At 48.8% G+C, this 18347-nt stretch carries 17 protein-coding genes; 10 read left to right on the top strand and 7 right to left on the bottom strand.

What is annotated here, in order from left to right; all coding sequences use genetic code 11:
• Positions 1-46: 46 nt before the first annotated feature.
• The 8 genes from purH to H6F51_24500 all read left to right on the top strand — a co-directional run bounded on the left by purH (position 47) and on the right by H6F51_24500 (position 7594).
• Entirely contained in the window at positions 47-1582 is a 1536-nt protein-coding gene (purH, locus tag H6F51_24535) for a bifunctional phosphoribosylaminoimidazolecarboxamide formyltransferase/IMP cyclohydrolase (GenBank protein ID MBD1825640.1), read from the top strand.
• A gap of 45 nt (positions 1583-1627) precedes the next feature.
• Entirely contained in the window at positions 1628-2098 is a 471-nt protein-coding gene (locus H6F51_24530) for a DUF4079 domain-containing protein (protein ID MBD1825639.1), read from the top strand.
• Between the two features lie 331 nt (positions 2099-2429).
• Positions 2430-2918: a hypothetical protein gene (locus H6F51_24525; protein ID MBD1825638.1), complete on the top strand. Its 489-nt coding sequence runs from the start codon at positions 2430-2432 to the stop codon at positions 2916-2918.
• A 31-nt stretch (positions 2919-2949) separates the two neighbouring features.
• A complete protein-coding gene (locus H6F51_24520) occupies positions 2950-3399 on the top strand; it encodes a hypothetical protein (GenBank protein MBD1825637.1) in 450 nt (149 codons plus the stop codon).
• 218 nt (positions 3400-3617) lie between these two features.
• Entirely contained in the window at positions 3618-5207 is a 1590-nt protein-coding gene (locus tag H6F51_24515; protein MBD1825636.1) for a glycoside hydrolase family 57 protein, read from the top strand.
• Positions 5208-5866: 659 nt separating this feature from the next.
• Complete coding sequence (locus H6F51_24510) at positions 5867-6406, top strand: hypothetical protein (GenBank protein MBD1825635.1); 540 nt, start codon at positions 5867-5869, stop codon at positions 6404-6406.
• 132 nt (positions 6407-6538) lie between these two features.
• Complete coding sequence (locus H6F51_24505; protein ID MBD1825634.1) at positions 6539-6841, top strand: hypothetical protein; 303 nt, start codon at positions 6539-6541, stop codon at positions 6839-6841.
• Positions 6842-6871: 30 nt separating this feature from the next.
• Positions 6872-7594, top strand: coding sequence for a Uma2 family endonuclease (locus tag H6F51_24500; protein ID MBD1825633.1), 723 nt, complete (start codon positions 6872-6874; stop codon positions 7592-7594).
• Here the strand turns inward: H6F51_24500 and H6F51_24495 are convergent.
• The 4 genes from H6F51_24495 to H6F51_24480 all read right to left on the bottom strand — a co-directional run bounded on the left by H6F51_24495 (position 7591) and on the right by H6F51_24480 (position 10005).
• Positions 7591-7866, bottom strand: a complete 276-nt coding sequence (locus H6F51_24495) for a (2Fe-2S) ferredoxin domain-containing protein (GenBank protein ID MBD1825632.1) — start codon at positions 7864-7866, stop codon at positions 7591-7593. The two genes, H6F51_24500 and H6F51_24495, sit on opposite strands and share 4 nt — an antisense overlap.
• A gap of 4 nt (positions 7867-7870) precedes the next feature.
• On the bottom strand, positions 7871-8845 hold the full coding sequence (locus H6F51_24490; GenBank protein ID MBD1825631.1) for a cysteine synthase A: 975 nt from the start codon (positions 8843-8845) through the stop codon (positions 7871-7873).
• 62 nt (positions 8846-8907) lie between these two features.
• A complete protein-coding gene (locus H6F51_24485) occupies positions 8908-9345 on the bottom strand; it encodes a DUF1311 domain-containing protein (protein MBD1825630.1) in 438 nt (145 codons plus the stop codon).
• Positions 9346-9348: 3 nt separating this feature from the next.
• Positions 9349-10005, bottom strand: coding sequence for a bifunctional 4-hydroxy-2-oxoglutarate aldolase/2-dehydro-3-deoxy-phosphogluconate aldolase (locus H6F51_24480; GenBank protein MBD1825629.1), 657 nt, complete (start codon positions 10003-10005; stop codon positions 9349-9351).
• A 145-nt stretch (positions 10006-10150) separates the two neighbouring features.
• Here H6F51_24480 and H6F51_24475 point away from each other — a divergent pair, with 145 nt between their 5' ends.
• Positions 10151-11131 carry a DUF2382 domain-containing protein gene (locus tag H6F51_24475; protein ID MBD1825628.1) on the top strand — a complete coding sequence of 327 codons (981 nt, stop codon included), beginning with the start codon at positions 10151-10153 and terminating at the stop codon, positions 11129-11131.
• A gap of 66 nt (positions 11132-11197) precedes the next feature.
• On the opposite strand, the gene H6F51_24470 is transcribed toward H6F51_24475, so the two are convergent.
• On the bottom strand, positions 11198-12007 hold the full coding sequence (locus H6F51_24470; protein ID MBD1825627.1) for a DUF1028 domain-containing protein: 810 nt from the start codon (positions 12005-12007) through the stop codon (positions 11198-11200).
• A 147-nt stretch (positions 12008-12154) separates the two neighbouring features.
• Positions 12155-14416, bottom strand: coding sequence for an amylo-alpha-1,6-glucosidase (locus H6F51_24465; GenBank protein MBD1825626.1), 2262 nt, complete (start codon positions 14414-14416; stop codon positions 12155-12157).
• Positions 14417-14817: 401 nt separating this feature from the next.
• Between H6F51_24465 and pyk the strand changes: the two genes are divergently transcribed.
• Positions 14818-16599 (top strand): pyruvate kinase, encoded by a 1782-nt coding sequence (gene pyk, locus H6F51_24460; GenBank protein ID MBD1825625.1) that lies wholly within the window; start codon positions 14818-14820, stop codon positions 16597-16599.
• A 107-nt stretch (positions 16600-16706) separates the two neighbouring features.
• Here pyk and glgA read toward each other — a convergent pair whose 3' ends face one another.
• Positions 16707-18182 carry a glycogen synthase GlgA gene (gene glgA, locus H6F51_24455; protein MBD1825624.1) on the bottom strand — a complete coding sequence of 492 codons (1476 nt, stop codon included), beginning with the start codon at positions 18180-18182 and terminating at the stop codon, positions 16707-16709.
• Between the last annotated feature and the right edge of the window lie 165 nt (positions 18183-18347).

Raw genomic sequence — 18347 nt, 5'->3', positions numbered from 1 at the left:
TGTAACGCTATGCTTAAAGATCTCTTTTTACTTGGGAACTAAATCGATGGCACGTTTAGCATTATTGAGCGTCTCCGACAAAACGGGATTAATCGAGCTTGCAAAACAGTTAGTCGAAGAATTTGGCTTTGATTTGATTAGCAGTGGCGGAACGGCTCAGGCATTGAAAACAGCCGGATTGCCTGTGACAAAGGTTTCAGACTACACCGGATCTCCTGAAATTTTAGGCGGACGAGTCAAAACGCTGCATCCTCGGATTCATGGCGGAATTCTGGCGCGTCGAGATTTACCGGAGCATGTAGCAGATTTGGAAGCGCAGAACATTCGCCCGATCGATCTGGTCGTGGTCAATCTTTACCCGTTTGAGCAGACGATCGCGAAACCGGATGTCTCGCTCGAAGACGCGATCGAACAAATCGATATCGGCGGCCCTGCCATGATTCGCGCTTCGGCTAAGAACTTTGCAAACCTCACCGTGTTGTGCAATCCCAATCAGTACAATGCTTACCTTGAGGAGCTTCGGAAGAATGGAGAAGCCTCGATCGCATTCCGCCAACACTGCTCACTCCAAGCCTTCAAACATACTGCAAGTTACGATCAAGCGATCGCAGCTTATCTAGAAAAGCAAACACAATCAGCATCAACCTCGTTCACTCTAACAGGAACGCAAATTCAAGCCTTACGCTACGGAGAAAATCCACATCAACCCGCAGCATGGTATCAAACCGGAGCCGTTGCAACCGGCTGGGCAGCCGCAACAAAGCTTCAGGGAAAAGAACTGAGCTACAACAATCTGGTTGATTTGGAAGCAGCACGATCGATTATTGCTGAATTTATTCACGATGATCCCGCTGCAACGATCATCAAGCACAACAACCCTTGTGGATCAGCCATGGGCGGATCAATTTCCGAAGCGTATGAGAAGGCGTTTAACGCAGATTCGACTTCTGCATTTGGTGGCATTGTGGCATTGAATCGAGCGATCGACCCTGCAACCGCGACCGCCTTAACCAAAACCTTCCTAGAATGCGTAGTTGCGCCTGGAATTGATCCAGAAGCTCAAACCATCTTGCAGGCAAAGCAGAATTTACGAGTGTTAGTTCTCCTAGATTTGAGCAATGGTGCAAAAGAGAACATTAAACAAATTGCAGGCGGGTTTTTAGTACAGGCAGCAGATGATATTGTTGCCGATCCAAACAATTGGCAGTTTGTCACCGAAAGAAAGCCAACTCCCGAACAGCTTGCAGAATTGCTGTTTGCCTGGAAGATTTGTAAGCACGTGAAATCAAACGCAATCGTCGTCAGTCGCGATCGCACCACGTTAGGAGTTGGAGCCGGACAAATGAATCGCGTCGGTTCTGTCAAAATCGCACTCGAACAAGCAGGAGACAAAGTAAACGGTGCAGTGCTAGCTAGCGATGGCTTTTTCCCGTTTGATGATTCGGTGCGAACGGCGGCGGCGGCGGGAATTAGCGCGATCGTTCAGCCCGGAGGCAGTATGAGAGACGCCGACTCGATCGCTGCTGCCAACGAGCTTGGAATCGTGATGGTGCTTACCGGAATTCGTCACTTTCTGCATTAGAAATTGTGCTAAGTTTTATTACAGTTCTCACGAAACACATCCCCTATGTCGCCTGACATCCTTCACACCCTCAAAGTCTACAGTCAGTTTGTTCACCCTGTTTTGATGTGGGTGTTGCTAGCGCTGACAAGCTATGCGCTGTACACAGGATTCCAATGGCGACGGACTCGATCGGCAGAAGGCGACCTGAAAAAACAGCTCATCAAGCAGAAATTCAACATCAAACATCATCAAATTGGTGCGATCGTGTTGACTTTGATGGTGGTGGGTTCAGTTGGAGCAATGGGCGCAACTTACATTAATAGCGGCAAGCTTTTTGTCAATCCCCATTTAGTTGCAGGACTAGGCATGACCTGCTTAATTGCAATCTCAGCTTCACTCACCCCGTTTATGCAGAAAGGTCAGGAATGGGCACGAATGAGCCATATCTTGATCAATGTGGTGATTACTGGATTATTCGGATGGCAAGCTGTAACCGGAATGCTGATCGTGCAGAACATCATTAACCGAATGTAATTCAACTCAATCTAATCCGAAGGCAGGAGCGATCCTACCTTCGGATTTTTATTTGCGATTTTTGATCACTCTTCCAGGACTGACGAAAGAAATTCCTTGATTTCCTAGCCATCATCCCCCTCGTCTGAGGTTCCGTCTAGCCCGTGTAATACCAGGTCTCTAGATCCGCACTACAGATCTTGGTACAGGTGCGACTCGCCACAGTCTCATACCTCAGGCTTTCGCTATCTCTATCACAAGTGCGAGGGAAGCTAATTCACTTCCGGTCACAGTTAAAGGCGTACAACCTACAAAAACTTTTATACAGAACAACGAGGTGGCGAGGTAGGAAATGATTTTATTCAAGTCTCAGAAAGGAACAAAACTTGCTTCATGGTTTCTGTCCTGTCTAATGATGGTGCCATTTGTCGCTGCATGTGGTGGTGGTAGCAATCAACAAACTCGGATCGATGACGCTCGAATCGCGTCTGCTCCAAACGGTGCACCGAATGCGCCAGCGCGACCTAAAAAACAAGGACTATCGACGGGCCAAAAAGCAGCAGTAACCTTAGCAGGTGCAGCAGCGTTGTATTACCTCTACAACCAGCACAAAAAGTCCCAAGCCGCCAAGGGTCAACAACCGCAGTATTACATGTCGAAAAATGGTCGGGTTTACTACCGGGATGCTCAGAAACGGGTGCAGTGGGTGACACCGCCGCGTGAAGGAATTCAGGTTCCAGCATCAGAAGCGCGGCAATATGAACAGTTTCAGGGATACAACAACCGACCAAGCGGACGCGATTTAACTAGTTTGCCCGAAGCGCGATCGGCGGGCTTCTAGATTGAGTAAAACCTTATTTGGAGATTAGATCATGGTTGACGATATTTTTAGAAGAGTTGCTGGTGCTTTTTTAGGTGATGAAAATTCATCCGAAGAAGAGCGTCGCCCCCGTCCTGCAAGCCAAGATCCCTATGGCGATCCGGCTGATCAAGGTTATGGCGATGCGATGCCTGCAAGCCAAGATCCCTATGGCGATCCGGCTAATCAATATGGTCAGGGATATGGTGATGTGATGCCTGCAAGCCAAGATCCCTACGGTGATCCGGCTAATCAATATGGTCAGGGGTATGGTGATGTGATGCCTGCAAGCCAAGATCCCTACGGTGATCCGGCTAATCAATATGGTCAGGGGTATGGTGATGTGATGCCTGCAAGCCAAGATCCCTACGGCGATCCGGCTGATCAAGGTTATGGCGATGTGACGCCTGCAAGTCAAGATCCCTATGGCGATCCGGCTGACGAAGAAGGATATCGCTACTAATTACGAAGGCTTCGCTTAGCCCAAGGGCAACGCAAGACCGCCGCATAAAATCATCTCATCCTTCCTTTGGCTAAAGCTGGAGGAAGGATTGTTTTTGGCATCCAGAATTTCCAGCACTAACGGCAGCAAATTACCGTTTTGAATTTCACTATATTGGCTACAATTTTGCTTTACAATTTTGGCAACTGATCCCAGTCCACTTACGGATAAAAAGTTCTATGAGTATCGGATATGTTGCCCTCGTACTTCACGCTCATTTACCGTTTGTGCGTCACCCAGAAAGCGATTACGTTTTAGAAGAAGAATGGCTTTACGAGGCGATTACCGAAACCTACATTCCGCTAATTCAGGTCTTTGAAGGGTTAAAGCGCGACGGGGTAGACTTCAAAATCACCATGAGCATGACCCCGCCGTTGTGTTCGATGCTGGCAGACCCACTTCTGCAAGAGCGCTACGATGAGCATCTCGCCCAACTCGAAGAACTGGCAGAACTAGAGGTTGAGCGTCATGCTCACTCTGGGCACATGAAGTATCTGGCAGAACACAACGCCAAAGAATTCAATGCGGTTCGCAATACTTGGGAAAAGTACGATCGCAACCTCATCACTGCCTTCAAACAGTTTCTCGACTCGAACAACCTCGAAATCATTACTTGCGGGGCAACTCATGGCTATCTGCCCCTGATGAAAATGTATCCGCAAGCAGTCTGGGCACAGATCCAAGTTGCCTGCGAACATTACGAAAAAACCTTTGGTCGTCCCGCCAAAGGAATCTGGCTCCCCGAATGCGCCTACTACGAAGGAGTTGAACGGATGTTAGCCGATGCGGGACTGCGCTACTTCCTCACCGATGGACATGGCATTCTCTACGCGCGTCCTCGCCCCCGGTATGGAAGTTATGCCCCAATTTTCACAGAACCTGGTGTGGCTGCATTCGGGCGCGATCATGAATCGTCTCAGCAGGTTTGGTCATCAGAAGTTGGGTATCCAGGAGCGGTTGAATACCGCGAGTTCTATCGCGATTTAGGCTGGGATGCAGACTACGAATACATCAAGCCGTATGTCATGCCCAATGGTCAGCGCAAGAATGTGGGCATCAAGTATCACAAAATTACGGGTAAAGGGTTAGGGCTGGGTGATAAGCAGCTTTATGATCCGTACTGGGCGCGGGAAAAGACAACTGAACATGCCGCCAACTTTGTCTACAACCGGGAACGCCAGGTTGAGCATTTGTTTGGCATTATGCACCGCCCGCCGATCGTCGTTTCCCCTTATGATGCCGAACTCTTTGGTCACTGGTGGTACGAAGGCCCCTGGTTTATCGATTACCTATTCCGCAAAGCCTGGTTTGATCAAGACACCTTTGAAATGACGCACTTAGCGGACTATCTGAGAAAGCACCCGACTCAGCAAGTGTGTCGCCCGTCGCAATCGAGCTGGGGCTACAAGGGCTTCCACGAGTATTGGCTGAATGAAACGAATGCGTGGATTTATCCGCATCTGCACAAAGCCGCAGAACGCATGATTGACCTTGCAAAACGGGAACCCGCAGACGAGTTGGAGTGGCGAGCACTCAACCAAGCGGCGCGAGAACTCTTGTTAGCGCAATCTTCCGACTGGGCATTTATCATGCGAACCGGAACAATGGTTCCGTATGCGATTAGAAGAACTCGATCGCACCTGATGCGCTTCAACAAACTCTATGAAGACCTGAATCACGGCAAAGTAGATTCTGGTTGGATTGAGAAGGTGGAAGCGATCGACAACATTTTCCCGGACATCAACTACCGCGTTTATCGTCCACTTTAAATTCATAATGACAAGTCAACGAAAGCCTGATCGAGCAAGGTTATCCTATCGATCAGGCTTTCTTGCATTTAGAAAATGTAGAGGCGTGAATCCGTCTGATGTAGCGAAGTGCCTACATCGCCAATGGGTAAGATTTCACGGTGGGACAACATTCATTTGATGTTGCTTTCTAGGCAAGCAAATCTGAGATTAATCATTGTTGCAAACGCAAATTGCTTGGATCAGGCATGGTAAGTTAAGCATGATGCTGCTCTAAAGCGCGGTGAATTGGGGCAAGTAAGGCATTTCAGCCCTTCAAACAGGTTGCGATCGACCTACCTCAACTGCCAAATTTTAGACTGTCACTCTATCAAATCCGACGGCTCTCAACAGATGATTTGATAGTTAAGCAAGGCAAGGTGTAACGCTTGTTGAAGATTCTTCACAACAGAGTTGCACTGCTTTTTCAATGGCTCTTTCTTGCTCGCATCCCTACTACGTACTTGGCTGAGGCATTTTTCAAAATCTCTGCATTTCGTTTTCCGAAATCACATCCTCAGAGAGAGTAGCAGTACAAAGACGGTGTTGGATACTGTTCACTAGCCCCCTGGTGAAATCAGGGTATTACAACACTTTTTATTCAACCCCCGCTAAAGACTTTATTTATGAGAGGGCATTCCATGAAAGCATTGAAGACTTACCTCCTCGCCCCTGTTAAACAGGCAGCCCCGATGATCGCAGGTTTTTCGCTTGCGCTCACTAGCTTGGTGGCGACGAATGCTCCTGCTCAAGCAGCTCCCCGCACTCTGGCGAAAAACGCAGTTGCTCAAGCAACCACACAGAAAACCACATTGCCGGATGGAGTCTACCTTTACGGGCAATCCGCAGAACCCGATCAGATCGGGCAGGGCTATTTTGTATTTGAAGCACGACAAGGTAAGTTAGTCGGTGCGCTGTATATGCCGCGATCGTCGTTCGATTGCACCTATGGTAGCGTTGAACCCGATAAAGTTTCGCTCACCGTGATCAACAGCTACGATCGTGACGAAAATCCCTACGTCATTGCAACCGAGCGCAATGATTCTGTTGCATCCCGTGGAAATCCCACGATCGCGCCGGTCGGTCTGGAAGGCTACCATCGCATTTCCAAGGTCAGCGAAAACGATCAGCGAATTTTGAATGTTTGTAAGCAAAACTATCAGCAACGGGCTTGGAAATGAATCGATCGAACTTCGGGTGTTGAGCAAGGATTTAAATCAGCACCCGAACGAGGCTGGAAAACTTGGTTAAATTGAACGCGATCGAGCTACTTTCGCGCTAGGGTTAGCAGCATGGCTGAACTGGTGAAGGTAGTGAAGTATTTCTTTCTGTCTGAAGGCTGGAGTGTCGGTCGAGTCTGGGAGTTGGGCGGCTTGTGGAATGAGGTCGCTTGGAGACGGAAGCCCCAGATCGAGCAGTTGGAATTGTACATTTGGGAAAACGGCGAGAAGCTGCGACTCTATCGGGTCGAAGATGCGGTGCTGATGGTGGAAGTGAAGCCAACTCCCGCAGTCGAATCGGGCGCGATCAGACAGGTGGTATTGAAGCGTCTGATCACGGCCGATCAAGCGATCGACATGATTTGCAGCGCGAACCTGAATACAGGAATACTGTGATAATAAAGTGTAGGGTTTGGACTTCGGACTATGACTCAGCAATATATCGGGGAATTCGTTGCGCCCGACATTAGCCACATTGTCACCGAGAACGATACGCCTGTGGACAATTTTCAAAGTGCGAAACAACAAAGGCTACTCGTTGAACCACTCTACACATCTTGGTTGGAGAACCTGCCGTTCGTTGCAGATGCAAATGTTGGGTTATTTTACACTACGAAGCAAGATCCGATCGTCCCGGATGCCTTCCTCAGCTTAGGGGTCGAAATGCCGACCGACTGGAGCAAAAAGCAGAATCGCTCTTATTTTGTCTGGGAGTTTGGCAAATTCCCAGATGTTTGTATTGAGATTGTTTCCAACCGCGAAGGAAACGAATTAGGCAAAAAGAAAGATCTGTATGCGCGGATTGGTGTCCCTTACTATGCCGTCTTTGATCCGCTCAAGCAACTTCAGCGACCAGACGAGATGAATGGGCAACTGCTTCGAGTCTGGGGTCTATCATTTGGGCAGTATGTTGAGCTGTCACAACCGTTTTGGCTGCCTACTGTAGGTTTGGGATTAACCGTTTGGCAAGGAGAGTTTGAAGCGGTGAGTGGAATTTGGTTGCGATGGTGCGATCGTGATCAGCAAGTCATCCCAACCGGAGCCGAAGGTAAGGTTCTAGAATTCCAAAGAGCCGAAGCGGAACGCCAGAAAGCCGATCGTCTAGCAGCGCGATTACGAGAATTAGGAATTAACCCGGATGAGATTTAGTTCGGATGGAATTTGCGGTAAAGCATGGCTTTGATCGGCTGTCCTTGAATCAAGTGCCGATCGACGATCGCATCCACTTCTTCGGGCAGAACGCGACAGTACCAGATCTCGTCCGGTAAAACGAGTACCATTGCGCCATTGCCACATTGACCCAAACATTGGGAAGGCTCGATCGCGGCATCATCAGGCGCAAGCGTTTGAAAGGCTTTGAGTACCTTTGCTGCGCCCTGTTTGCGACAAGCCTTGTTCTGGCAAACTCTGACCGTGATCATTCGATTAATCTGGTAGCAGTCCTTTTGCCGCTAACCAGTCTCGATTGAATAACTTCGATTGATAACGACTGCCGCCATCACAGAGAATGGTGACGATCGTATGTCCTGCTCCCATTTGTTTTGCTAGGGCAACTGCCGCTGCAACGTTGATTCCGACAGAACCGCCCATAAATAGACCGTCTTTTTCGAGCAGTTGGTACAGGACGCGGATGGCATCTCGATCGTCTACCCGAATGGCATCATCTGCGGGTGCGCCTTCCATGTTGGCAGTGACGCGACTGTTGCCGATTCCTTCTGTGACTGAATTGCCTTCGGATTTCGTCTCTCCGGTTTTGACATAGCTATAGAGAGCGCTACCCATCGGATCAGCCAGGACGCACTTGATATTAGGGTTCTGCTCTTTGAGATACAGCGCAACTCCGGCATAAGTTCCACCTGTTCCGGTGGCTGTCACCCAAGCATCAATTTTGCCGTTGGTCTGAGTCCACATCTCAGGGGCAGTAGTCTCGTAGTGAGCACGGCGATTCGCTAAGTTATCGAACTGATTCGCCCAAATCGCGTTTTCCAGTTCTGAAGCGATTCTGCCCGACAGTCGAACATAGTTATTCGGATCTTTGTAGGGAACCGCCGGAACGGTGCGAACTTCTGCGCCTAAAGTGCGGAGCAAATCAATCTTTTCTTGAGACTGGGTTTCAGGAATGATGATCAGGCATTTGTAACCTTTGGCGTTGCAGATGTGCGCGAGTCCGATTCCAGTGTTGCCTGCTGTGCCTTCGACCACGGTTCCGCCGGGTTTGAGTAAGCCTTGTCGCTCGGCATCTTCGATGATGTAGAGCGCAGCGCGATCTTTGACGGAGCCACCGGGATTGAGAAATTCCGCTTTGCCAAGAATTTCGCACCCGGTTTCATCGCTAAAACTGTTGAGGCGAATCAGTGGAGTATTGCCGATCGCGCCTACAAATCCGTGTTTGATATCCATGCCTAAATCTTCCTGTGAGTTCCCTATTGCCATTTTGACGGATTGTGGCGCGATCGAGGGGGTTAAAGTCCCGTTTCTGTGAGATAAGACAGAAGCTCTTGTCTGCGTTGCTGGCTCAATCGAGCGATGCAGCTAGAGTAGACCATTGGAGCCATTGAGCCGCCTTTGAAGCGATCGCGCACGAAGGCACAGTCAGCATCGCGAAATTTAGTCCAAGCGGATTGAGCTGCGATGAGTTGGGCTTCTTGGGGAGTGCCCTTGAATTTTGCGATCGCTCGCTGATACGCTTGATTGAGTTGCTGCTCGGCGGTTTTTACCCGTTCAGCCGCACAGAAGTTGAGGTCAAACTGACTTCTAGGATTTTGGCAATCTATTTTGATATTGCTTGGTTGATTGTCGATTGGTGGACGATTGCTTTGTGCTTGAGTCGGCACATTTAAATACATCGCGCTGCCAATCAGCAAAGCTGTAATTCCTAAAATAGATTGATCCCATTGCATAAGTTATGTCTCACTTGAGTTATTTACAGATTGTAAGCTGTGCATTAGTGTTTTGATCTGCTGTTCGATCAGCGTCCAATTTTCTGATTCAACAACTTGTTTCGGAAATAAGTTTCCACCAATTCCAACCGCGATCGCGCCTGCTTGAATCATTGAGCTAGCATTCTCGATCGTTACCCCTCCAGTTGGAATCATCGGAATATGTCCGAGTGGTGCGCGTAATGCTTCAAGATAATTCGCATTTCCGACCGCTTGAATTGGAAAAACCTTGACACAACTGGCTTTCGCATTCCATGCGGTCATAATCTCGGTCGGAGTTAAAGCGCCGGGAATGATTGGAATTTCATGACGCTTTGCGATCGCAATTAAATCAAAATTAATATGGGGTGTGAACGCAAATTGTGCGCCTGCTGCAATTGCATTCTTTAAATCTTTTACTGTAAGAATTGTACCGACTCCGATCACACAGTTTGGAAAGCTCGATCGCAGATGTGTGACTAATTCCGCAGCGCAATCACTGTTCCAAGAAATCTCGATCAAGGTCATGCCGCCTGCGATCGCAGTCTTTACCATTTGCATACCCATTCTTAAACTCGGAGCGCGGATAATTGCGATCGCTCTCTGCTGTTTAATCAAACTTAACCAAGCTTTATCTCTCATATAAAATAATCTATTTTTTCTAGTTCCAAGGAAATTATTTTAGTGGATTTCTCTCATTAGATTGAGTCGATTCGGTCGTTGGAAAGAGGGAAAAGAATATCCCACTTCCTAAGCTAAGTGTGTAACCAATCCTGGAGTTAAAAAGATGGCTTTATACAAAATCAAGGAATTCGATCCCAACTATCGGGACCATTTTGATGGTGGTGATGTCAAGGATTTAGATCTCTACAACGGCGACGAAAAAATTGGTTCAGTGAATGATGTTCTAGTCGATGAAGATGGACGTTTTCGCTATCTCGTCATCAGCACTGGCGCATGGATCTTTGGTAAGAAAGTTTTATTGCCGATCGGACGCGCTCAAATTGATTACAGCGCTCATCGTGCTTACGCAAATGGTTTAACGAAAGAACAAGTCGAACAGCTTCCTGAATTCACCGATGACCTGAAAATGGACTACCACGGTGAAGAACAAGTACGTAACGTCTACCGCTCTGATGCTGCAAGCACTACTGCAACGGGTGCTACGGGTACGAGTGCTGCAATGGGTGCATCTACAATTGACACATCTGCAATGAACACCCCGATCGAGGGATCTGCCGCGCTAGATTCAGATGCAGCAGGCATGGCGTACACGGGTTCATCGATGGGCGCAGGTTTCACCCCGACCTACGACCAAGACACCTACAACTATGACCTGGATCGCGACCTCTACAAGATGGATCATCATGACGATCGCATTCGCTTGTATGAAGAGCGTCTGATCGCGAACAAGCGCCGCATGAAAGCAGGCGAAGTCACAGTTGGCAAGCACGTTGAAACCGAAACGGCTCGTGTGAGTGTGCCGATCGAGAAAGAGCGCGTGGTTGTAGAGCGGGTTGCTTCGACCGATACGACTGCAGTTCCTGTGGGTGAAGCTGCGTTCCACGAAGGCGAAGTTGCTCGGATGGAAGTCTACGAAGAAACGCCGGACATCCGCAAAGAAGCGTTTGTACGTGAAGAAGTGCGCGTGAAGAAAGTGGTTGACCAAGATGTCGTCAACAGCGAAGAGCAAATCCGCCGTGAAGAGTTGGATCTCAACACTGACGGTCGCCCGGTGATCGATGATTCTTCGACCCGCAAGGTGTAGTGTCTCGCTTGAGATAGACTAAACGAAAACCTCCGAGTTGTAATAAGCTCGGAGGTTTTTTAGTGTTTATCGAGATTCCGCAACGCTGATTCCTGTGGCTTCTGAAGCTCGATCGTCCGGCTTAAACTTTGACGATGCCGCTTTTTTCAGAATCACCTCCTGAATTTGTTTCGCTAATTGGTTCGCTCTGACCGAATGAGTCCGGAGACACTGCGAGGGCATCGTTTGACGGAAAGATTGATAGTAGTCTTTGCGGGATTCTTCAAAGAGGAATCTGAGTTGCGCGATCGGATCATGATGATGATCCACGCGCAAATCTAAATGCGGATAAACATCCTGTTTCATCACATAAATCGCGGCCGATTGTCGCCCGCGCTTATCGCCGCCTGCTCTTTCTCCCGCCTCTAGGGCTTGCAGCAATCGTTCTGAAAATTCCATGCCTGCTTTCGCTTGATAGGCTTCTGCCATTGCGGTTAGAACTTGTTCACCGACGAGCATATTTCCAGCCACAGAAAAGCCCGGAAAAGTCAAATGCCCTGCCCAATCAACACAGCGAGATCCTGTCCAAGCGGCGGTTTGTCCGGTGTGATCCACAAGATGCAGTTGGCGATCGTCTGCTTCTGGATCGTTTTCTAGAAGTAAGTCAATAATGTCTTCAACCGAGATTTCATCGGCTGTGCCTTCACTGGCGATGCGTTGCTCTAGAAGCTGAATCCCGTGAATTCCGAGTAAAGGATTGGTTTGTGCTTGGGTGGCGATCGCGCCAACAGAGGCTTTAACGTGCGGCACCAGTGAGCCAACGGCTAGATGTTTCGTCGCGACAGCAATCCCGGTCATCTGTGTCTCAAAATCCCATGCCACGATCGAGAATGTCATAGAGTTCTAATCACTAAAAAATGTATAGAGATATTACCCTTTGATATCATCGATCGCTCAGTTGAAACTGTCTTTAACGTAACGCTTCCAAGATTTGGGTAGGGAGTGGGGAGTAGCAAGACATCTTTATCCCTTACTCCCTATGCCCTACGCTTCAATGACAACGCGTAAATTTCCCCGCTTTCTCGAAACGCGGCAGGACGTGGAAGACCCCGATCGCTCAAATTCCAAATCTAGCAAAGTAGGCCCCACTCGCAGATTCTTCAGCGCGAGATAGTTGATTGATTCTGGTAAAGCTGGATCAATCACGCGCAAACAGTTTCCGGGCGCATCCGGCACTAAATTCACAATCATGTGAACCAGTTGGAAAATGCTGCCTGTTGCCCAAGCTTGCGGAGTACAAGCCACCGGATATTGCACAGGTTCATTATCTTCAGTGCGATCGTAGCCACAGAACAATTCCGGCGGACGTTGATAAGGTTGATGGCGCGTCATGTCGAGCAAGCCTTTACACAGTTCCAAAGCTTGATCGATCAAACCAAGAGAACGCAGTCCGATCGCAATCAGTGCATTGTCATGCGGCCACACCGAACCAACGTGATATCCCATCGGATTGTAAGCAGGCGATAGACTGCTCAAGGTGCGAATACCCCAACCGTTGAACATATCCGGTGCGCGGAGTCGTTCTGCGACACTGTAAGCTTTCTCTGGCGTAAAGATGCCTAACTGTAAACAATGTCCCGGATTCGAGGTAATACTATCCACTGGGTTGCCATCGCCATCGAGCGCTAAAGCACAGAAGTCTTGATCTTCCATCCAGAAATCTCGATTAAACCGAACTTTGAGATCGCGGGCTTCTTCTTCCCAACGATCGGCAAGATCAATCCGCTTTTTCATTCGGGCAATCTGACTCAATCGCACTTTTGCCGAATACACATAGCCTTGTACTTCACAGAGCGTAATCGCTCCTTGAGCCAGTTTGCCTTTGCGATCGACAATACAGTTCCCTGAATCTTTCCAGCCTTGGTTATCTAAGCCGCGTTTGGATTTGCGCTGATAGCTGAGATAGCCCGTTTCTTTCAGGTTGCGATCGACCCATTCCATTGCAGCAAGCGCATTGTTCCAGAGTCGATCGAGCGTTTCATAATCGGCTGTCCAGGAGAAATACTCGGCATACAGCATCAACCAAAGTGGAGTTGCATCTACCGTTCCGTAATAGGGAGTGTGTGGAATTTCCAGACAGCGTGCCATCTCACCGAAACGGATTTCGTGCAGGATCTTTCCGGGCTGTTCTTCTCGCCATTCGTCGTCTACTTTGCCTTGATAGTGCGCCAAAATCGTTAGCGTTTCACGTGCGATTTGTGGATCAAGCAGCAGCGTTTGCGAAGCAGCAATAATCGAGTCGCGTCCGAATAGAGTCGAGAACCACGGAACTCCAGCAGAAAGCGCTTTATTTTTTCCAAAGGTTTGTCTGAGGAGATAAACATCTTGCTCAGCCCGTTCGACCACGCGGTTAAAGGTGTTTTTGTCCGATCGAATCTGCGTCACTTGCTGCTGCCAGTGCTGTTCTTCGGCAAATTCGGCGGCTTTCGCTTGCGATAAGGTAATCGGTGCGCTGACTTTAGAAACAGGACGACCATTGCTCAACGGCTGCAAGCGATAACCGAGTTTCTGTTTCTCATGCGGCTGTAATCTCAATTGCCAAAGAGCGGTATAGCCTTTGAGGATGTCGGGTTGATGGTGAACAAAATCGATTCGGGACTCTAAAATCGTGCCGTCTAAGCCCTGATACGCTAGCGTTAGCTCGATCGGCGAATGTTCCGCTTCATCGACTGCCACAAAGGATTCCATATCCTCAATTTCGTGCGGTTCTGAGGGCAGCCGTCTTAATAAGGTGCCACGCTGGTTTCGCGAAAAGCCTCGCACCTCAAACAAATCGATAAAATCTGCTCCAAAGCTCAGACTCAATTCAAATTCAACCGGTTCGGTGCTGTAGTTGGCAATCTCGATTTCTTCAAATAATCCACCGTTCAGCACTAATTCGCGTTTAATCCCGATCGTTTCTGCCGGGATGCGATCGTCAAGGCGCGGATTGGTACACAGCACCGACATCACGAAGCCTTTTTCGGCAGTGCTGCTGAGTAAAATTGGGGGTCGTCCATCTAACTGCAACTCTAGCCGATTGAGAAACCGCGTATCGTTGCAAAACAATCCGAGACCGCTACTGCGCCCTTCATCCGATGAGCCACCAATATTGCCAAACGTATCCGTGAGCAAAAACAAATCATCATCTTTAAGCGTCAAAATCGGTTGCGGACGCTCACTTAAAACGGATATCCACTCCGGAATTGGATGGTGATCGGCGGGGGCAAATTTTCTACCATCAAGTTCGATAATTTCTACGGTCATGAGTTCTGTGGAGGACTGGTATGCAGGGTTTAGGGAACAAATCGTAACCATTTTAACGACGATGATGCGATCCGGATTTTCCAGTTTCAAACTTTGCTAATTCATTACTTTTGATTGCGATCGGTTTCGTTTTACTTGATGGTTTTAATTAACTTGAACGAGTAAACCTGGATTACAGATTGATCCCCAACCTCTCAATTCAATTGGCATCTCGTTCTGCGTCCAAAGCTGCGATAATCTCTATCCAGAAGCGATTCTGTCTTGTGCCCAAACGTGGTAGTATCCCAAATGCCCTAGCAGCACATTGCTGATGAGCGGCTTCGCTGCTTTTTGGTGAAAGGCTTTGCCGGGCCAGCGATCATCCGATTCGATTAATTTGATTCTCTAGGTTGTCCACTGTAATGCCATTGCCATCCTCTCACCGTCGCACGAAAATTGTTGCCACGATCGGCCCTGCCACGAGCAGCCCTGATGTCCTCCGCAATCTCATTCAGGCAGGGGCAACCACGCTGCGCCTGAATTTTTCTCACGGCACCCACGATGATCATCTCCGCAGCATTCGCCTGATTCGCCAGATTTCGTTTGAGTTGAATCAGCCTGTTGGAATTTTGCAGGATTTGCAGGGTCCGAAGATTCGCTTGGGACGGTTTGAGAACGGCTCGATCATTCTCAATAAGGGCGATCGCTTCACATTAACCAGCCGCATGATTCCCGGAACCCAGGACGCTAGCTCGGTGACTTACGATTTGCTGTCTGAAGAAGTCCCAGTCGGCGCAACAATTCTGCTCGACGATGGCAGAGTGGAAATGAAGGTCGAAGAAGTTGACCAAGCAACTCAATCGCTACATTGTCGCGTGATTGTGGGTGGCCCGCTCTCGAACAACAAAGGCGTGAACTTCCCCGGCGTGTATCTGTCGATCAAGGCGCTGACCGACAAAGATCGCAAAGACCTGGTGTTTGGACTGGATCAAGGAGTCGATTGGGTCGCGCTCAGCTTTGTGCGCAATCCGCAAGATGTTTTAGAAATCAAAGAACTGATTTCGAGTGCTGGAAAATCGACCCCGGTGATCGTCAAGATCGAAAAGCACGAAGCGATCGAACAAATGGAAGCGATTCTTTCGATCTCCGATGGCGCGATGGTAGCGCGGGGCGATCTCGGAGTTGAATTGCCTGCTGAAGATGTGCCGATTCTGCAAAAGCGCTTGATCAAAACGGCAAATCGTCTCGGAATTCCGGTGATCACCGCCACGCAGATGCTGGATAGCATGGTGCATAGTCCGCGTCCGACTCGTGCTGAAATTTCCGATGTCGCCAACGCGATTTTGGATGGAACCGATGCCGTGATGCTGTCGAATGAAACCGCAGTTGGAAAATATCCGATCGAAGCCGTTTCGCAGATGGCTTCGATCGCGGTACGGATCGAGCAGGAAAGCAACAAGCAGCTTTTAGACAGTAATGGTCGATCGATTCCCAATGCAATCAGTGAAGCGGTTGGGAATATTGCCGTGCAGCTCGATGCTTCTGCAATTATGTCGCTGACTAAAACGGGTGCCACTGCTCGTAACGTGTCCAAATTCCGCCCCAGAACGCCGATCCTCGCAATCACGCCTCATGTGGATGTGGCGCGTCAACTGCAGCTCGTTTGGGGAGTTAAACCGCTACTGGTGCTAGATCTCCCTTCGACGGGGCAAACCTTCCAAGCAGCGCTCAATGTTGCTCAAGAAAAAGGTTTAGTTTCAGAAGGTGATCTGGTGGTGCTGACCGCAGGAACGCTGCAAGGGGTGGCGGGTTCAACGGACTTGATCAAGGTTGAAGTGGTCACGGCGGTACGCGGTAAAGGGGTTGGGATTGGACAAGGGTCGGTTAGTGGTCGAGCGCGGTTAGCTTCGACGCTGAAGGAGAGTCGCCAATTCCATTCGGGTGAAATCTTAGTTGCACCGAGTACGACGGCTGAGCATATTGATGCCATCCGCAAGGCGGCGGGAATTGTAACTGAGGACAGCAGTTTGACCAGTCATGCGGCTGTGATTGGATTGCGCTTAGGAATTCCGGTTTTGGTCGGCGTGAAGAATGCAACGGGTGTAATCCGCGATGGTGAGATTGTGACGCTTGATATGCAGCGCGGTTTGGTTTATTCCGGTAGCAGTGGAGCCGATCAGACGGATGCAGCATTGTCGCTTTAAGCAGGCGTAGGAAACAGGATTCTAGCGCCCTTCTCCCTTGGGGAGAAGGGCGGGGGCAGGCGTTCCGCCACGCTTTGCAAGGGGGCAAACGCTCCATCACGCTGGCGTTATTGATGACGAATGCGATCGTACATTGCAAGATATTCCTGCGCGGGATTCTTCCAAGAGTAATCGTACTTCATGCCTTGAATCGCCAACTGCTCAAAAATCTTACGGTTTTGTCCCCAAAGATCAAAAGCGCGTCCTAAGCCCGATTCCAGCGCAGTATTGTCCGACTCGTAGAAGACAAAGCCGTTCCGCTCTTCTGGTGGATGTGCTTGATCATAGTCGTAATCAAACACCGTGTTGACCAATCCACCCACACCCCGAACGATCGGCACAGTTCCATATTTCAAAGCAATCACCTGTGTTAGTCCACAAGGCTCAAAGTTACTCGGAACCACAATCATATCTGAGCCGGCATAAATCAAATGCGATAGCTCCTCGTTAAATCCAAGTTCAATATGACAATCTGGATTATTGTTCAGAAACTCTTTTTCGTGTCTGAACCATTGATCGATCGCGGCTTCCGTTGCTGACCCCAGTAGCACAAACTGTGCGCCTCGCTCTAGCGCATAGTACATCGCGTGATGAACTAGATGCACACCTTTTTGATCATCTAAGCGACCGATGAAACATACAATGGGTTTGTTTTCCTCTCGAAGTAACAATCGCTCTCGGAGTGCTTTCGTGTTGTAATGCTTTTGCTCGAAGCTATCGGCAGAATAATGATACGGAAGATAGCGATCGTTCTCCGGGTTCCAGAAACCATAGTCGATCCCGTTGAGGATGCCCGTAAACTTGTCTTGATAAAGCTCTAAAGTGTGCCCTAATCCATAGCTGATGGTCGTATGCCGAGCTTCCCAAGCATGATGTGGCGAAACGGTATTTACTGCGTTTGAGTAAACAATTCCACCTTTCATGAAGTTGATCGAGAACGGATTGAAATTGTCTCTTAGCTTGTCATAGCTAAAGTAGTATTCGGGTCTTCTGAGCTGAGTTGCTTCTAAAATATCTGTGCCACCAAAGCCTTGATGCTTGAAGTTATGAATGGTGTAACAGACTCGCTGGTTTGCCATGCCGTGATACTTGTAAATCTCAAACAGCATTACTGGAACCAATCCGGTCTGCCAATCATGACAATGAATCACATCTGGTCGCTTATTGCTTTGCAGCAGAAATTCTAGTGCAGCTTTGCTGAAGAACGCGAACCGCATATTGTCATCATTGCAGCCATAATAACAGCCACGATCGAAGTAAAAATCCTCAGAGTGCGGCTCAATAAAAAAGCATACTTGCCCATGTACCCAACCACAGTACACCGAACAATGTACCCAGCTATCAAACCAGGGTACATACAAATCCCGATACGCATCATGCAAGCCCCAAATGTGGTCATACCGCATACAGTCATACTTTGGCAGAATCAATTCGACGCAGTGCCCTTGACTCTCCAATTCGCGACTCAGCCCATAGACTACATCTCCCAGTCCTCCAGCTTTAATCACTGGAGCGCATTCGGAGGCAATTTGCACAATGTACATCGGTATCCTCTTGCTTTACATATGTTCATTTTTTGATGTCTTTATTCAATACGCAAGCTCGGATTTTTGCAAGGGGCGATCTGGTCTCAAAACTTAAGCGCATTCTTAGAATGTCCGATCTATGATTTGACGCAAAGACTCTGGCAATTCTCATGACTGTAACTC

It is taken from the genome of Cyanobacteria bacterium FACHB-DQ100 (genome assembly GCA_014695195.1).
In the GTDB taxonomy this organism is placed as follows: domain Bacteria; phylum Cyanobacteriota; class Cyanobacteriia; order Leptolyngbyales; family Leptolyngbyaceae; genus Leptolyngbya.
The sequence above is the reverse complement of the archived record's forward strand: the minus strand, read 5'-3'. Positions and strand labels throughout refer to the sequence as shown.

Coding starts and splice junctions, on each gene's coding strand:
- H6F51_24485 (MBD1825630.1), bottom strand. CDS start 9,345: ATGCAATGGGATCAATCTATTTTAGGAATTACAGCTTTGCTGATTGGC.
- H6F51_24465 (MBD1825626.1), bottom strand. CDS start 14,416: ATGACCGTAGAAATTATCGAACTTGATGGTAGAAAATTTGCCCCCGCC.
- glgA (MBD1825624.1), bottom strand. CDS start 18,182: ATGTACATTGTGCAAATTGCCTCCGAATGCGCTCCAGTGATTAAAGCT.
- H6F51_24475 (MBD1825628.1), top strand. CDS start 10,151: ATGGCTTTATACAAAATCAAGGAATTCGATCCCAACTATCGGGACCAT.
- H6F51_24520 (MBD1825637.1), top strand. CDS start 2,950: ATGGTTGACGATATTTTTAGAAGAGTTGCTGGTGCTTTTTTAGGTGAT.
- H6F51_24500 (MBD1825633.1), top strand. CDS start 6,872: ATGACTCAGCAATATATCGGGGAATTCGTTGCGCCCGACATTAGCCAC.
- H6F51_24495 (MBD1825632.1), bottom strand. CDS start 7,866: ATGATCACGGTCAGAGTTTGCCAGAACAAGGCTTGTCGCAAACAGGGC.
- H6F51_24525 (MBD1825638.1), top strand. CDS start 2,430: ATGATTTTATTCAAGTCTCAGAAAGGAACAAAACTTGCTTCATGGTTT.
- H6F51_24470 (MBD1825627.1), bottom strand. CDS start 12,007: ATGACATTCTCGATCGTGGCATGGGATTTTGAGACACAGATGACCGGG.
- H6F51_24530 (MBD1825639.1), top strand. CDS start 1,628: ATGTCGCCTGACATCCTTCACACCCTCAAAGTCTACAGTCAGTTTGTT.
- purH (MBD1825640.1), top strand. CDS start 47: ATGGCACGTTTAGCATTATTGAGCGTCTCCGACAAAACGGGATTAATC.
- H6F51_24490 (MBD1825631.1), bottom strand. CDS start 8,845: ATGGATATCAAACACGGATTTGTAGGCGCGATCGGCAATACTCCACTG.
- H6F51_24480 (MBD1825629.1), bottom strand. CDS start 10,005: ATGAGAGATAAAGCTTGGTTAAGTTTGATTAAACAGCAGAGAGCGATC.
- H6F51_24515 (MBD1825636.1), top strand. CDS start 3,618: ATGAGTATCGGATATGTTGCCCTCGTACTTCACGCTCATTTACCGTTT.
- pyk (MBD1825625.1), top strand. CDS start 14,818: ATGCCATTGCCATCCTCTCACCGTCGCACGAAAATTGTTGCCACGATC.
- H6F51_24510 (MBD1825635.1), top strand. CDS start 5,867: ATGAAAGCATTGAAGACTTACCTCCTCGCCCCTGTTAAACAGGCAGCC.